Annotated in this window: 13 protein-coding genes, 2 tRNA genes and 3 pseudogenes; 3 read left to right on the forward strand and 15 right to left on the reverse strand. The window is 43.4% G+C overall.

The features are described 5' to 3' along the window. Window positions 1-89: 89 nt before the first annotated feature. The 3 genes from ABT58_RS01885 to ABT58_RS01895 all read right to left on the reverse strand — a co-directional run bounded on the left by ABT58_RS01885 (window position 90) and on the right by ABT58_RS01895 (window position 1,859). Entirely contained in the window at window positions 90-377 is a 288-nt protein-coding gene (locus ABT58_RS01885; protein WP_047872666.1) for a hypothetical protein, read from the reverse strand. Window positions 378-474: 97 nt separating this feature from the next. After that, window positions 475-861: a VOC family protein gene (locus ABT58_RS01890; RefSeq protein ID WP_047872667.1), complete on the reverse strand. Its 387-nt coding sequence runs from the start codon at window positions 859-861 to the stop codon at window positions 475-477. Continuing rightward, on the reverse strand, window positions 858-1,859 hold the full coding sequence (locus ABT58_RS01895; protein ID WP_047872668.1) for a hypothetical protein: 1,002 nt from the start codon (window positions 1,857-1,859) through the stop codon (window positions 858-860). The genes ABT58_RS01890 and ABT58_RS01895 overlap by 4 nt, the downstream gene beginning before the upstream one ends. Before the next feature lie 302 nt (window positions 1,860-2,161). Between ABT58_RS01895 and ABT58_RS01900 the strand changes: the two genes are divergently transcribed. Then, window positions 2,162-3,112: a choice-of-anchor A family protein gene (locus tag ABT58_RS01900; protein ID WP_047872669.1), complete on the forward strand. Its 951-nt coding sequence runs from the start codon at window positions 2,162-2,164 to the stop codon at window positions 3,110-3,112. Window positions 3,113-3,204: 92 nt separating this feature from the next. Here ABT58_RS01900 and ABT58_RS01905 read toward each other — a convergent pair whose 3' ends face one another. The 5 genes and pseudogenes from ABT58_RS01905 to gdhA form a co-directional block, all read right to left on the reverse strand. After that, complete coding sequence (locus ABT58_RS01905) at window positions 3,205-3,816, reverse strand: PH domain-containing protein (protein ID WP_047872670.1); 612 nt, start codon at window positions 3,814-3,816, stop codon at window positions 3,205-3,207. 60 nt (window positions 3,817-3,876) lie between these two features. Further along, window positions 3,877-3,984, reverse strand: a pseudogene (locus ABT58_RS24355) (sugar O-acetyltransferase); the annotation flags it as partial. 102 nt (window positions 3,985-4,086) lie between these two features. Then, window positions 4,087-4,248, reverse strand: a complete 162-nt coding sequence (locus ABT58_RS23930) for a hypothetical protein (RefSeq protein WP_156168805.1) — start codon at window positions 4,246-4,248, stop codon at window positions 4,087-4,089. Between the two features lie 155 nt (window positions 4,249-4,403). Continuing rightward, entirely contained in the window at window positions 4,404-5,546 is a 1,143-nt protein-coding gene (locus ABT58_RS01910) for an iron-containing alcohol dehydrogenase (RefSeq protein WP_047872671.1), read from the reverse strand. 832 nt (window positions 5,547-6,378) lie between these two features. Then, window positions 6,379-7,725 (reverse strand): NADP-specific glutamate dehydrogenase, encoded by a 1,347-nt coding sequence (gene gdhA / locus ABT58_RS01915; protein WP_047872672.1) that lies wholly within the window; start codon window positions 7,723-7,725, stop codon window positions 6,379-6,381. A gap of 408 nt (window positions 7,726-8,133) precedes the next feature. Between gdhA and ABT58_RS01920 the strand changes: the two are divergent. Beyond that, window positions 8,134-8,475 (forward strand): annotated as a pseudogene (locus ABT58_RS01920) (transposase); the annotation flags it as partial. Window positions 8,476-8,497: 22 nt separating this feature from the next. Here ABT58_RS01920 and ABT58_RS01925 read toward each other — a convergent pair. Together ABT58_RS01925 and ABT58_RS01930 are read right to left on the reverse strand one after the other, a co-directional pair. Further along, window positions 8,498-9,226, reverse strand: a complete 729-nt coding sequence (locus ABT58_RS01925; protein ID WP_047872673.1) for a DUF5677 domain-containing protein — start codon at window positions 9,224-9,226, stop codon at window positions 8,498-8,500. A 316-nt stretch (window positions 9,227-9,542) separates the two neighbouring features. Continuing rightward, window positions 9,543-10,100 carry a hypothetical protein gene (locus ABT58_RS01930; RefSeq protein WP_189595450.1) on the reverse strand — a complete coding sequence of 186 codons (558 nt, stop codon included), beginning with the start codon at window positions 10,098-10,100 and terminating at the stop codon, window positions 9,543-9,545. A gap of 310 nt (window positions 10,101-10,410) precedes the next feature. Here ABT58_RS01930 and ABT58_RS24545 point away from each other — a divergent pair. Continuing rightward, window positions 10,411-10,593, forward strand: a pseudogene (locus ABT58_RS24545) (IS91 family transposase); the annotation flags it as partial. A 259-nt stretch (window positions 10,594-10,852) separates the two neighbouring features. Here the strand turns inward: ABT58_RS24545 and ABT58_RS01945 are convergent. The 5 genes from ABT58_RS01945 to ABT58_RS01965 form a co-directional block, all read right to left on the reverse strand. After that, the gene (locus ABT58_RS01945) at window positions 10,853-11,551 is read right to left on the reverse strand and encodes an HAD family hydrolase (RefSeq protein WP_082210907.1); all 699 of its coding nucleotides are present in this window, start codon (window positions 11,549-11,551) and stop codon (window positions 10,853-10,855) included. Between the two features lie 1,159 nt (window positions 11,552-12,710). Further along, window positions 12,711-13,946: a hypothetical protein gene (locus tag ABT58_RS01950; RefSeq protein ID WP_047872677.1), complete on the reverse strand. Its 1,236-nt coding sequence runs from the start codon at window positions 13,944-13,946 to the stop codon at window positions 12,711-12,713. A 97-nt stretch (window positions 13,947-14,043) separates the two neighbouring features. Then, complete coding sequence (locus tag ABT58_RS01955; RefSeq protein WP_053062925.1) at window positions 14,044-14,451, reverse strand: hypothetical protein; 408 nt, start codon at window positions 14,449-14,451, stop codon at window positions 14,044-14,046. A gap of 501 nt (window positions 14,452-14,952) precedes the next feature. Then, window positions 14,953-15,029: transfer RNA gene (locus ABT58_RS01960), tRNA-Asp, on the reverse strand. Between the two features lie 40 nt (window positions 15,030-15,069). Continuing rightward, window positions 15,070-15,160: transfer RNA gene (locus tag ABT58_RS01965), tRNA-Ser, on the reverse strand. Window positions 15,161-15,167 lie beyond the last annotated feature (7 nt).

Raw genomic sequence — 15,167 nt, forward strand, 5'->3', positions numbered from 1 at the left:
AGGTCATGTCTTTCGTCTTCATTCCGATCCTAAACGAAAAACAGCGCTACATTTTGCTGCAACGCTGTCTTGTAAATTGCCCAATGACATTACGATTTCTTTTTCCCAAAGAGGGCTTTGTAAGACTCAATCAAAAACGTCCCCACACCGCCAGCAACCGTTGAATTGGCGTAATCACCGGCTGGCGCAAGCATGTTAGATTTGAACTTCTCAACCGCTTCTTCAGGGTTTTCACCGTAAATGACGTCGTCTTCTACTTCAAATCCCAAGTTCAGCAATTGCGCCTTCTCTTGGGTGAATGTCTCGCTTTCCATGTCCACATAGGTGAATTCACGGCGTTCTGAATCAGGCTTACAGAAAAACTGGTACTTCGGCATGGTTATCTCCCTTTATTTCGAACCCTGTTCCGATCATTCTATTAACGAGTATCGTCTTACTTTATGTCCCCGCCTCAGGGTGTGCTACGTCTGCATGTTATTGATGGACAAACTCAGGGCTGATATCACACAACGAATAGATATAGACGCGATTTCCCATCGGATCTGACACGGTGAAGCTACGATCCCCCCAAGGGTTACTCACAGGCGGATGCGCCACAGACAAGCCCAACTGTTGTAAACGCACATATTCTCCATCTACGTCGTCAACATGGACATTGAGCATCACACCCTGCCCATTATGTCGTGGACTGTCATCTTGCGGCTGCATGAAACATAATTCCGCTCCCGCTTCGTTCATAGCCAGCACCACATACCAGTCACACTCAAACATGACATGTGCAGAAAAATACTGGCAATAAAACATTCGGCATGCCGCCACATCTGAGGTGTAAAAGCAGGTGGAGATTCCTTTTATTTTCATGCGACAGCTTTCCCTTCACTTTTATTTTTAGATTCATGCACAAAGACGATACGCCCGCCATTAGCCTGCCAAAGCGACTCGGCTCCTAAACACTTAAATTCGAGCGCTTGCCGGTATGGATCAACCTCGAATTGATCAGCGACGATTGCCCAAAGTATCCATTCCTGTGTGATACGATCTATATCATCGCGTTGAGAGAGGACTTTGCGAACAAATAAGAACACATCTTCACCTTCCTCCCCCGCATACTTTGATACAATGTCACGGAGGTGAGCTTGGAATGGATACATTAAAGAAAAGGACTCTCTTCGAAGGCGTTTTGTTGCCTTGCCTATTCCTCGAAAAACCTGACGAGGTGGATTGTCTGCCAACGTTTCCTGCCCAATAACATATTGAGCGCCAAGGAAGTGCATCATGACCTGCTGAATACCCGCTTCTTGCTGATCAAGCTTACTTAATAACTCATCATCCGAAACCATCGAGGTATCAGTCTCAAACTGGTTTAGCTGCTGCACTCTGGCATAAATGGCATTTCCATACGGTAAAACGGCAAAGCAAGCAGCCTGCTTATCCTCACTTGCCGACCATAACGCTTTATTCATGCCATCTTCATACGAGTTATGCAAAGACGGTAATTCCAATATCTGTCGCCAGCGTTTACGCCAAGATTTTGGATTCCTTGCCATTTTAGCTTTAGACGCCTTAACACACTCATCATAATGGTGAAAATAAAGGCCCGCAAAAAACCATGGAGGGATCAGATAAAAATAATAATGGCTTCCACGACCGAAAAATATACCATATATCAGCATACCAACAGATAGCACGCCTCCCAGCACCCCAAATAAATATAATGCGACAAGGATATTTCTATTTGCTGACGTCTGGCGCTGTATAGACTGACCTTCAGTCAGCCCCCAGCATAGTCCCATAATCATAAAAAACAGGGTAAAGAGTGACTGAAATATACAAGCCACCAGCACAATCAAACCTGACACGCACTTATCCTTTTATGCAGCAAACGTCTGACTAGTATTAAGTACACATATGCTGACAACAATAGACAGTGCTCAAAAGACAGAGCAGCCTCAAAAACAAAAAGTTGTCACCTCAACGGGTTACAAAACCAAAGAACGAAGAAAAATTACCGCCTTTTGTGTCACGTTTTTTTACACACTCTCAATGCTCAGTTTTCAACATTCTGAGAAATAAGACTTTATAAATTGGCATTATGTTTGCTTGTACTTACCATCAAAAAAGCATCAATGTTTAATAATGTTTTTCACAATAAGGCCTTAACATGACTGTACCGATAAAGCTTCTTGCATGCTTGCTCCTCCTCCCTCTCCCTGCGTATGCTGGTGCGATTGATATCCTGAAAGAGTACAACCTGATTGTATTTGATGATTTAACGACCACCAGCGAAGTCGAAGGCAAGACAATTGTTTATGGCAATATTAATGGCACAGCATCAAACTACGGTATTCAATTACCGACCGCAAGCGGCCCTGAAGATGCACTGATTCTACAGGGAGATAATAATGCCACGTTGAATGTGAATAACGGTTACGGTATTGCGATTGGCGGAAGCAATAACGGGACTATTAATTTAAACGGCGGCGGAGCCCAAACCAATAGTGTCGCGGCTTACAATCTTTCACAGATACGCAGCGACCTGATTAACTTATCGACATCATTACAAGCTTTATCCCCAAACTCGCTTCTGACCCTTCCCGGCTCTCAGCCTAATCCTGCAACCTTTGAGGTCGGCAATACGGTCTCAACAAGCACGTCGGTATTTAATATCGATGCGGTCGATTTCTTTGGCAATAATAATATTCAACAGTATGACATTGACCTGAATGGCCAATCTCCCAGCGCTATCGTGATCAATGTTGCCGGTCAAATCATCAACGACAGTACGCTTGGCAATCCCGTCGGGAATTTTGTCACTGACATGATCCGCCAGTTAATTATTTGGAATTTTTATGAAGCCACGCAAATTGATTTGGTCAGAGAATTCCACGGCAGTGTTCTCGCCCCTATCGCAGCGCTATCGACCATCACACCGATTAACGGCTCTGTGGTGGTCAATTCCTTCCAGCAAGATGGTGAAATCCACCTGCCTACATTTGATGGCCGTTTACCAACGCCACAAATAACCACCTTTGTTAGTGTCTCAGAACCCCCTTCGATGGCTCTCTTTGCCTCTCTGCTTGCTCTATTCTTGATGCGCCGTCGTGTGTTTTAACTCCATCGCACTGACAGCACTCATTGTGATGACACCTGACCGAACAGTGCTAACAAACCGGTTGCTGAAAGTCTGCAACCGGCTTTATTTTATTAATTGTTAATGTACTTACTAAATACAGATGCAAAATCTTCCTGCACGAAGTTATCTTTCGCCACTCCCATGTATTGGAAGGCAAACTGTGTTATCTGCTCGAAAGCATCACCTGCCGTACCGCCAGTCGACGCTCGTCCCAATGCTGAAGCGGCTATCGACAAAGAATTCGTCGCATCTTCCAGTTTGTCTGCATTTAGTCGCTGAATGCGGGATATTTCAAACAACGCTTTATACAAATCTTTCAAAGGTTCAATCTGGTTCTTATCCACATCAATTGAGAAGCTATCACTACCAATAACAAATTTAATCTCTGCATCGAGATCCACCGTTCCTGCCGTCTCAAGTAAGACATGGCTGATGCGGTTAAAAGCATACTCATAGCGCTTTAGCGTACGTTTCGAACTGATGGCCGACTCCCCATCCACGTGCAATAGTGCGCGGTTGGTGAAGCAATATTCATCTTTCTTCGACTTGATCAGGAAGAAAATTTTCTCGTTATCTTCATGGAAAATATAATCATCGGCATCCACTTTGTCATAGTCTTGTGGCGAGATAATTTTGCCAATATCACTCAGTCCCAATGCTTCCGAAGCAAATCTTTTTAACATATCAGCATCCTTAAATAAAAACCGTCTTTCTATAAAATTTCATACGTCTAATAGGTATGATTAATAATAATTTTTATCATACTCTCCTACCTCACGTAACTGTCTGCACGGATTTCCAACCGCAACAACATTTGCAGGTATATCCTTAGTTACCACGCTACCTGCACCAAAACCACAATGAATGCCGCATCGACGGTCACAACATTGATATTAACGTTATACCATCAAACATGAGATGTGGTTTTAGTGACTAAATCAGCCATTTACATGTTAAGTGTTACGCTCAAATGCTTTTACAGAGGAAAATACGCCAAACATGAATCCAGCCACAGCCAAAATAATAATCAGCCAAAATGGTGCATCAAAGAAATAGCTCACAATCGACAAAAATACGGCACAAGCCATGCCTGCAAATAAAATAATCATTCCCATTGTTTTGCCTTTATACACTCATACTATCGTCCGTATGCCATGTTATCGCACTCAAATCCTATCGCGCGCGGTTAAACATTCATGAAGCGCTGGCTGATCGCAAAAAAGCCCACGATGCAATATCGTGGGCTTGCTGTGTAGCGAGTTAAATCAACTTATAGCTGACCGTAATAGGCTTGGGTATAAATGGCTTTTACACTCTCTGGTGACGGTGTGCCCGGATTGGTCAACGTGCAAGGATCGTTGAAAGCGTTATCACTCATGCGATCCAACACCGCTAAGAAGGCCTCTTCGGTAATGGTCACTTCATCAATGTCTTTAAAAGCAACAGGGATATTTAACTGATGGTTCAACGTTAAGATGGCATCTTCTACCGACGCAATGCCAAGGTATTGCTCTATCTCCGCGTATTTATCCGTGAACTGCTTATTGTATTTCACGATATACGGCAACAAGATGGCGTTAGCGAGACCATGGGTGACGCCAAATTCCCCGCCGATTTTATGCGCTAAGGAATGCACCAGCCCTAACGACACGTTGGAAAAGGCCATCCCGGCCAATGTGGACGCATTATGCATGTTGTCGCGCCCAACCATGTCCTCACCGTTCTCATACACGGTTGCCAGGTTTTCAAATACCAGTTTCGTGGCACGCATGGCTAATGGGTCGGAATAGTCATTGGCCGCAATCGAAACAAACGCTTCCAATGCGTGTGCCATTACGTCCATCCCGGTATTCGCCGTAATGTGCGCCGGCATTTTCGCTGGCAGTGCCGGATCAACAATCGCAATGTCGGGTACGATGTGTTCTGACACAATCGGATATTTCACGTGCTCTTTCAAATCAGTGATCACGGAAAACGCGGTGATCTCAGACGCCGTACCACTGGTCGATGGAATCGCAATAAACTTTGCCTTGTTGCGCAGCGCAGGCATTGCCCCAACCGGTAAGATATCAGCCAGTGTTAGTGTCGGGTGCTCGTAGAAACACCACATGATTTTCGCCGCATCCAATGCGGAGCCGCCGCCGATAGCCACAATCCAATCAGGCTCGAATTCCTGCATCAGTTTTGCGCCTTTCTCAACCGTTTCGACGGATGGATTCGGCTCTACCCCATCAAACACACAGGATTCAATATCGGCTTTGCTCAGCATCGCCTGTACTTGGTCAATAAAGCCAAAACGTTTCATGGAACTGCCGCCGGTCACGATCACGGCACGGCGGCCTTGAATGTTGGCCAACTCCTCAAGTGCCCCGTCCCCAAAGGCGATGTTGTTTGGGATCTTGAAATTCTTCATCACATACTCCAAAAGTTAACAATCAATACGGTATAACTGTGAAAGCGTTAATCGTTGTTAGGGCTGCCTGTTTTTGTTCGTGTTCTACAGCGCTGTTTATCTTGATCTGGCTTGCTCTCTGGCTGTTGGCACATTAACAACGGTTATGCTTAAAATCGGTCATGCAATTCTTATCTCTCGCCCCATTTGCGCATGCTCGCCGTTAACTGCGCACACGCCATCCACCACTCATAGGTGACATATCGTCATGTCACATTCTGAGTGACATCAACAGGTGAACGGAGAGAAAAAGATAGCTTGGAATAGAGCGCATCAAATCATAAAAAAAACGGGAATGATGTGAGGCGATTCTCCTATTTCAACTCTGTTATATGAGAGACACCTAACAGCGTAGAATAGGCATATAAATATTGATTCGTAGCTTTTTTTACTTCACTTATATTGCAATTCAATTTCTTATTTCAAAATAATGTCGTCAATGCAGCATTTATTACAAAAGCACATATAACCACTATTGATACCTTTCGCAGTCGTTATATCGACATTCTATATCGCCAACAGTATTGGCATATAAAAAAGAATAAAGAGGAGAGAAAGAAAAAGGATGAGAAAAGAGAGAGGTGAAATAAAGATAGGAGGAATAGAAAGTCAGGAGAATGCGAGGAACAGAGAATGAAAACAAAAAGGAAGATGAAGTAACTACAAAAATCGGGAACCCTCAGGATCCCCGATTTACCGTGGGTGACTCAACACGACAAGAAAGACATGTTGAGTCAAAAGGATGATTCTCCATAGCACGGAAAAAATATCGGCGCGGTAAAGATTTTGCTGATCAGCACACGCCCTGCGCCAGCATCGCATCCGCCACTTTCACGAAACCAGCAATGTTTGCGCCCAGTTCGTAGTTCACTTTACCAGAGTCATCACGCCCATATTCAACACACGTATCGTGAATACGGCGCATGATGTCTTGCAAGCGTTGGTCAACTTCTTCACGGCTCCACCCCAAACGAAGTGCGTTCTGGCTCATCTCCAGGCCAGATGTCGCCACCCCACCCGCGTTTGACGCTTTACCCGGTGCATACAGAATACCGACGTTGTTAAATACCGCCACGGCTTCTGCTGTGCTTGGCATGTTTGCGCCTTCCGCGACAAGCTGTACACCGTTGCCTGCCAGCATTTCTGCATCATTCGCATCCAGCTCATTCTGTGTGGCACATGGCAAAGCCACATCCATTTCATACTGCCAAGGTTTTGCCCCTTCGCTGTATTCAAGGCCCATCTGTAGGGCGTAATCTGCCACACGGCCGCGCTTCACGTTCTTCACATCCATCAGAATCGCCAGTTTTTCCGGCGTGAAACCTTCTGGATCGTACACGGTACCGTCTGAGTCAGACGCAGTGATCACGCGGCCGCCCATTTGAATGGCTTTCTCAATCGCGTACTGAGCCACGTTACCGGAACCAGACACGCCCACACGCTTGCCAACCAACGTTTGGCCTTTTTCTTTCAGCATGGCCTCAACAAAGTACAACAAGCCATAGCCTGTCGCTTCAGGGCGGATCAAACTGCCGCCAAACGACAATCCTTTACCGGTAAACACGCACTCTGCGCTGTTAGACAGCTTTTTCATCATGCCCGTCATGAAGCCCACTTCACGTGCGCCCACACCGATATCACCCGCTGGCACGTCTGTGTCTGCGCCCAGGTGACGATGCAGCTCTAGCATCAACGCCTGACAGAAACGCATAATTTCGTTATCGCTCTTGCCTTTCGGATCGAAGTCACTGCCGCCTTTACCACCACCCATTGGCAACGTGGTTAACGCATTCTTGAACGTCTGCTCAAAAGCCAAAAATTTCAGTACCGATGAGTTAACCGACGGATGGAAACGCATGCCGCCTTTGTAGGGGCCGATAGCTGAGTTATGTTGCACACGGAAAGCACGGTTAACGTTCACTTTGCCTTGATCGTCAACCCAGCTCACACGGAACTGAATCAATCTTTCCGGTTCAACCAAACGGTCAAGAATACCGGCTTCAATGTATTGCGGATTCTTTTCCACAAACGGCCAGATAGAAGTGATAACTTCTGTTACCGCCTGCAAATATTCCGGTTGATTAGGGTTATTGCTTGCAACACGGGCCAAAAAAGCGTCTTTAAGCACAGCTTCTTTCATCACGAACTCCTGTAAACGTAAAACAAAACTGCCTTGTGAATGATGTTGTGTTTGGATTGGTATAATTATTCCAGCCGCTTTTATAGCAGGATCGTGACGGCGCCCATAAAAGATATGTATGACTTTTAATCACACGTCGAAATTAGCAAATAAAATATTTTGTTTTGTTTATTTGAATATTGGAGTAATGTATCTCGGTAGAGTCACATATCTGATAAATTGCACACCTATTTTCCCCTGTCCGTTTTGCATATTTACAACATTATCGATAACAGATACCGAGTCAGCCACATATATCACGTTTTACAATTCCTCCTTTTTATTTTCATTCTCTGATATGGCGACAGTCATTTCTCTTTCACAAAAGAAATAAATACGTGCTTCATTGAGTATCTATCGTAAGGTTGTTCCGCACGGTTTATCATCAGCAACGTTCCTGAGCTTGGGCTTATTACCAACAAACAAGCCGCTGCACTCATTGGTGTTGCCCCCATCAATCGAGAAAGTGGACGCTATAAAGGCAAGCGAGTCATTCAAGGGGGACGAGCACAAGTACGCACCGTACTCTACATGGCGATGATGTCTGCGATGCAGTGTAACCCTGTTTTTAAAGCTACTTACCAGCGACTTTTAGATGCTGGGAAACCGAAAAAAGTCGCCATTATTGCGTATGTAAGGAAGATGGTTGTGATCTTAAATTCGATGCTTCGAGATGGCGTCATGTGGAACGAAAACATAGCCAAAAATTAGCTATTGACGCCATAGTCGTTTGTTATGTGATTTTGCTGGCGGAGTTTTGGATACTCTGAGTATGCTCGTCAAACTTAGACTTGATATCGCTATCTAAGATTTCACATACTAAACTGCCCGCATGACTAAGGTATAAAGCCATATTTGCCACATAGAATATATCGCTTTCACAAGGTTCAGAAGCATGCACTACTAACTCAACATGATCCTTAGCGTCATCTTTGCGAAAGTGTCGTTTAACAATGCTACTCAACGAACTATGGGCTTCAGAACACAAGTATGCATATAAACCTTTATACTCATTTTCCATTCCCGCCAGTTGAAACTTATCTAAAACCGAATAACGCTTTTTACCGAGCTTTTCAGCCAGTTTCTTATTTTCTTCTTGGATTCGAGGTATCTCGGTAGCAGCTAGATACACCAACGACGAAAAATATGGATTACCATCTTTCGCTTGCTTCAATTGCTTTAGATGAGAGTATCCATTATCCAAATCAAGAACATCAACATAGCCTTCACTATTCCTCAAATTTTTGAGGTCTACGTAATGCTCCATAAACGATCTAAACAACACAAGAGCACCTGTATGAACGTAGTCTCTTGTAAGTATCTCAAATGATTGAGATAACTCGATCAAAGAACAATACAATCCAACTGAATATGCATGATACTTATAGTTATTTTGCATCTCCAATTGAACTACATGCTCATTAGCAAACTCTATTGCTTTTTTTAGTACTTCAGAGCTCATAATTTTCCTAATCACATAACGAATGACATGGACTCCCCCTCATCCAGCTCTGCCACAATTGATGAGTCAGGCTCGATAAAATCTCGGAGGCCACCATGTCACTTTCAATCTATAGCATTGAGCTTGCCAAACATAGCTTCAGTATCCATGGCGAAAATGCGACAGGCAATGCATTGACCCATAAAACCGCCTTTGTAACGTAAACTCAGAGAGCTATCATTTTGCCCGTGTTATTGGCTGGCATGACGATCTCCTCAGATCTTCAATATGTGTCCAGTAAAACGGATCAAGTCCAGGGTCAGACTGGAAGCAATTGTTATAAGCCGTTTCCCACTTGATAATCGGCAACTAGTCCTAAATTCTCTATCGGCGATGGCAAAATATCATCTAATGTATTGATTATCCCATCCCTTCCATGTGACCGAATATGATAGTGATTTTCATCAATTACAATATAATAATACAGTTTCTCTCCGGAAATACTCACCAGTGCTGCATCGTTTAGATCTACCAAACTGCCTTCTGGCAAAGATTTTTGTAGTACTTCTAATGATGTCGGGTATGCACCATTTTGAACTTTGTATAATTCAACCGCTTGTACTGAACTTGTCAATTGTACTTTGACTAACTCAGAGCGTAGATCATCGTACACTCCACCTTCTTGTACAAAACCAAAGTACCCAAGAGTCCCATACAAAACAAAAGTAGAAGTAATACCGCAAAGACCGACTACTTTCAGCTTTTTACTTTTTACGTTGAAACCCCAGATGATTGCTACAATCCCAAATAAAACACCAATCAATGGGATGAATGACATTCCACCAATTACAAATCCAAGACAACCAGGTCCTTTTTGTTTCTCTGTATTTTCCAATATTCAATATCCTATGTAGTACCTTAAGGCTTATAACGAGTGACATGGACTCCCCCTCATTCAGACTTTGCCACACTTGATGAGCCTGAGTAAGAAACGTTCGGAGGCCACCATGTCAAAATCCATCTATGGCATTGCTATTGCCAAATATAGCTTCAGTATCCATGGCGAAAATGCGACAGGCAAGGTACTGCTCCACGAAACCCTTTTCTTTATGTAAATTCAGGGGAATATCAAAAGTTCTTGCAACTTTGCAAACCTGCCACCCGCTATCATCGGAATGGAAGCCTGTGGCACTTCCCATTATTGGATGCGTGACTATTGGTTTTTACGCGGTCAGACCAAAGCACTGCGCGTGCGTATTCAACTGCTGTTACTGGGTCTGTTTTATTACACGCCACCAACGGTGCCGATAACCAAGACCAAAGCCGTTCGTGTCTGCCCATGCTGCCAGCACGACATGACCTGCGTAGGCGTCAGCCGACCGAGATAGCCGAAAGGCGAACAGAATAAGGATAATGGTGCAATGACCAGCGACACAGAAGGAAGGTGAAGGTCCAAAGACAGAAAAATAGCTAAATCATTGATAAATCTACGTTCATGTACTTATCTCGGCATCGCTCGTCTTGAGGAAAGGGACTGAGCGATGTACCCACCAAACCCAATCGCACAATTTACTTTATAAAGAAGCATCGGGCTTGTTCAACACTTGGGATTTAGTGTTGGCTGCGCAACACCTTAATCCTTATTTGTTATGCGTAAACTAGCGTTGTTTGCCATAGCTGATCAAACTCTTGAAAAGTCGAAAAACAATGGTCAACATAATCTGGTTTGTTCTTATCTTCCGTTTTCCACACGGTTATAAGTCCCAAGGTTTTGGCTGGAGCCATGTCAGATGACAAACTGTCACCGCAAAAACACACCTTTTTGTCACTGCGGCTAAAATTGCCTAAGCCCATCTCAAAGATCCTAGCATCAGGCTTTTTCACTCCTACACCACCGGATGTAATCGTGAAATCAAAGTACTGGTCAAACCCTAAAGCTCGGATTTTTGCCCTTTGGAAGAAATCTCTACCGTTCGTTATACAACCAATCGAAACACCGCTATTTTTCAGCATTGAAAGCGTGCTTAGTGCACCATCGAAAGGAACAGAAAATTCATGAAAAGAAGAGTCAAAGGCTATCAATAGCTCTCGTTCAAGATGTGGCGAAAACCTGAAGCGCTCAGCTAAAGTGCGAAAAACGTGTGATTTCGGTTGAATGATATTGTTTTGAGCAACAAACTCGCTGACAAACTGTTGCTTCGACAAATCTAAGTTATTCAACGCAGTATTTAAAAGACATTCAGCATAAGTTTTAAGAGATGCACTTTTATCATGCAATGTGTCATCCAAATCAAATATTATGTTCAACAGACTCTCCTTGTCTTGATTACGCATAACGGATGACATGGACTCCCCTCACCCAGCTCGTCACACTTGATGAGTCAGGTTAGATAAAATCTCGGAGGCCACCCTACCACCTTTACTCTATGACATAGAGCTTGCCAAACATAGCTTCACTATCCATGGCGAAAATGCGACAGGCAATGCATTGGCCCATAAAACCGCCTTTGTAACGTAAACTCAGAGAGCTATCATTTTACCCGTTTTATTGGCTGGCATGACGATCTGCTAAGATCTTAAATATACTAGCAGGCAGCGATGAGACCGCAGTAAGAGACCCTCAATATGTGTTTGTCGTAAGCGACGATAATCGACAGAGCGAAGTAGACAGCTTTACCCTTTAACACCCCAAAGGCTCATATGTGTTAGCCCTTTACAACAAAGGAAACCACGGGCTTATATCCTTTAAGCGATGTCCTTTATAGTGTTTAGAGTTAGCGATTGCCTGATAAGACCTAGTTAAACTCACTACTGCTGGAATAATGAGCAAACAGAATAGCCACTGAATTGGATCAGCAGAGCATAGTACAATTGCCAATAAATTAGCAGAGCACAATACCAAAAGGACCCAATTACATCTAATCATTACTCTCTTTAACCTGCAGTATCCTTCCCAATCATAAATAACCCAGTCAATTGAGAATTCTCCACATTGAGAACACTTTTTGCTGTGGGGAATCGACTCAGACTCTGCATTGCAGTTAGGGCAACGTCCTTTCATAACTACATGTACCTTTTCGTGAGGGCTAACGAATGGCATGGACTCCCCCTCATCCGGCTCTGCCACACTTGATGAGTCAGGCTCGATAAAATTTTGGAGGCCACCCTATCACTTTTACTCTATGGCATTGATCTTGCCAAACATAGCTTCAGTATCCATGGCGAAAATGCGACAGGCAATGCATTGGCCCATAAACCGCCTTTGTAACGTAAACTCAGAGAGCTATCATTTACCCGTGTTATTGGCTGGCATGACGATCTCCTAAGATCTTCAATATACTAGCAGGCAACGGTGAAACCGGAGTAAGAAACCCTCAATATGTGTTTGTCGTAAGCGACGATAATCGACAGAGCGAAGTAGACAGCTTTGTTGTTCGATTATATTGGCTGCTACGCAGCCAAGGGGAACAGCTTTACCCCTTGACACCCCAAAGGCTCATATGTGTTAAACGTATTTTGCCAGACTCTGTTTTTCGTCTGAGTTACAAAACCAAAAATCACCATTATAGTTAAGCTTTCTCATCACCAATAAGTATATGGTATTTCTAAGGGTAACAATCATATCCCACAATGGTTCATCAATATCTCTATCCCAACCAGTATGAACAATGGAATTGCGAGAATTAATAGCATTGTTAATTGATAAATTTTCTATGTTGTAATAATTACCGAGCCCTAGTTGCTTAAAGCAAGATTCTACTCTTTTTTTAATTGAATATTGATTAATGATTCTATCTGAGTTATTTAAGTTATTGACTATATCATTGACGCTTCCATCACAAAGTCCATAATCGCTTTTAGCCTCTTTAACTCTACAAACAAAGTTCCGCCTTATTGTTTTCCATTTGTTTTCTGGAATAATTGTTTCATTTGATGAAACTAAGCCTTCGAGTGCAGCGACAAGACGAATTAAAGACCATTCATCAATGGTTTGGTTCCAACGTAAATTACCAATTGCTTGAAAGACTCCATTAGCAACTAAGTCATCCATTGATATTTCATTTTCCATACAGTGTAAAATGAAGCTTTCCCAACTAACACTATCACGCCTAAGAGGATTAATCTGGTTTGGGAATGATTCTTTAGACCTCGACTTAATATAATTAAAAGCGACCTTTCGCTCTTTAAAAAAACTATATTTACTTTCCCACTCAACAGTTGTACTTCTACAAAATGTTAGAATTGTGGTAAGGAATCTTATTCTCTCATCAATATGTGAACTATAAACATCAAATTTATCATCATTCGATGATAGCTGTTCTGGAAGATATACAGCGACTAAATCTGAGTTAATTTTGAAAGTACAACCTAAAGAAGACACCCATGAAACTTTATTATGCACAAAATACTTATCAGCAGAATTAGGGATAACATATGTAAACTGATCTACAGAATAGCATTCTTCTTTGTGTGAAATTTTACTTACCGTTCCAGTTAACTCAAATATTGATTGCTTATTTATACTGACATAAAGAGAAAACTGTGATGATAAACACTCACTTTCTAGCTTAATTGTACATGTGTCTCGGCTATATATAATTGGCTCATTGGAACTAATTGTTACATGAAAATTACCATTTTTATATTCTGGGTCAAGTTGTACCTTTACGTTATTATTTTTGGCTAATGTAGTGCAATTCATTACAACCAAATTCCCAGCGATAAAATCATCAAATAGCATTCAACTTCCTTTCTGAAATGTTCAATTATACGTTTAACGCCCGCATTTGCGGCTGGTTTGGAGCGCAGCGGAAAACCAGTACGACAACATACGCTTGTTAGGTTCTGCTGATTTCACGCCATTTACTCTTGTCAGTCACGATCCTGCCATTTTCGAATGGAACGAACATTTTATCACCAAAGAACTCTGTTCTTAGTTCTAGCCAAAAATCTCCGTCTAACACCTCATCTGCTTCGTCAGGCTCCCTTGGGGTTCGTCCAAATGGGTATTCGAATTTAACTAAATGCATTTCACCGGATGGCACAAGTTCATAAACCGATACATAACCTCTCCAACAAGCAGAACAAACGACACACTTTTCTGGGTCACCTTTCTGTTTAAAAGGGTAGACCTTACGATTTTTATAGTCCTCAGGATCTCCAATGCAAATAGAATGAAGATCGTAGTCACCGAAATCGACCTCATTATTTTTATTTATCAGACTTTCTGGTATCTGTGCAGTCATTGCTATTGGAACCTAACAATTAATTAATAGAATCTCTCTACATTACAATTCCACATATTGTCACAGGTGCATAATGGCATCAAGGCTAAACTACTGATATTGAACAGTATTGGTGGGAGCGAAAAAGGTAGAATCATTCGACCGCAGGGCGAACGTAAATTCAGCGCATACAAAAAAGCCTCGTCATTTCGACCGGGACGCGCAGTTGAGGCTTCGTTGTGTTGGCGGAGCGCTGGGCCGGCATTCCGGCGGGGACGCCTAGTTGCGCACGGCAAGTCGGGGCTGGCCTTCCAGGCGCGACCAAGAGACCGAAGGGCTCTCGTCGCGGGAAATTTACATACAAAAAAGGCCCAGTCTTTCGACTGAGCCTTCAGTGTAGTGGCGGAGCGGATGGGACTCAACGCGCACGGCCAGTGGCGCGACCAAGAGACCGAAGGGCTCTCGTCGCAGGAAATTTACATACAAAAAAGCCCCGTCATTTCTGACGAGGCTTCAATGTAGTGGCGGAGCGGACGGGACTCGAACCCGCGACCCCCGGCGTGACAGGCCGGTATTCTAACCAACTGAACTACCGCTCCAATTCTGTATGAAACCCGGTTGAACCCGATTTCTAGAATGTGGCGGAGAGATAGGGATTTGAACCCTAGATACGCTATTAACGTATGCCGGTTTTCAAGACCGGTGCTTTCAACCACTCAGCCATCTCTCCATGCCGC

Source organism: Photobacterium aphoticum (assembly GCF_001029435.1).
In the GTDB taxonomy this organism is placed as follows: Bacteria; Pseudomonadota; Gammaproteobacteria; order Enterobacterales; family Vibrionaceae; genus Photobacterium; species Photobacterium aphoticum.

What these genes read in the sequence shown, in the direction of transcription:
- ABT58_RS01900 (WP_047872669.1), top strand. Translation starts at nt 2,162, where the DNA reads ATGACTGTACCGATAAAGCTTCTTGCATGCTTGCTCCTCCTCCCTCTC.
- ABT58_RS01905 (WP_047872670.1), bottom strand. Translation starts at nt 3,816, where the DNA reads ATGTTAAAAAGATTTGCTTCGGAAGCATTGGGACTGAGTGATATTGGC.
- ABT58_RS01950 (WP_047872677.1), bottom strand. Translation starts at nt 13,946, where the DNA reads ATGCTATTTGATGATTTTATCGCTGGGAATTTGGTTGTAATGAATTGC.
- ABT58_RS01885 (WP_047872666.1), bottom strand. Translation starts at nt 377, where the DNA reads ATGCCGAAGTACCAGTTTTTCTGTAAGCCTGATTCAGAACGCCGTGAA.
- ABT58_RS01910 (WP_047872671.1), bottom strand. Translation starts at nt 5,546, where the DNA reads ATGAAGAATTTCAAGATCCCAAACAACATCGCCTTTGGGGACGGGGCA.
- ABT58_RS01925 (WP_047872673.1), bottom strand. Translation starts at nt 9,226, where the DNA reads ATGAGCTCTGAAGTACTAAAAAAAGCAATAGAGTTTGCTAATGAGCAT.
- ABT58_RS01890 (WP_047872667.1), bottom strand. Translation starts at nt 861, where the DNA reads ATGAAAATAAAAGGAATCTCCACCTGCTTTTACACCTCAGATGTGGCG.
- gdhA (WP_047872672.1), bottom strand. Translation starts at nt 7,725, where the DNA reads ATGAAAGAAGCTGTGCTTAAAGACGCTTTTTTGGCCCGTGTTGCAAGC.
- ABT58_RS01955 (WP_053062925.1), bottom strand. Translation starts at nt 14,451, where the DNA reads ATGACTGCACAGATACCAGAAAGTCTGATAAATAAAAATAATGAGGTC.
- ABT58_RS23930 (WP_156168805.1), bottom strand. Translation starts at nt 4,248, where the DNA reads ATGGGAATGATTATTTTATTTGCAGGCATGGCTTGTGCCGTATTTTTG.
- ABT58_RS01945 (WP_082210907.1), bottom strand. Translation starts at nt 11,551, where the DNA reads ATGTCATCCGTTATGCGTAATCAAGACAAGGAGAGTCTGTTGAACATA.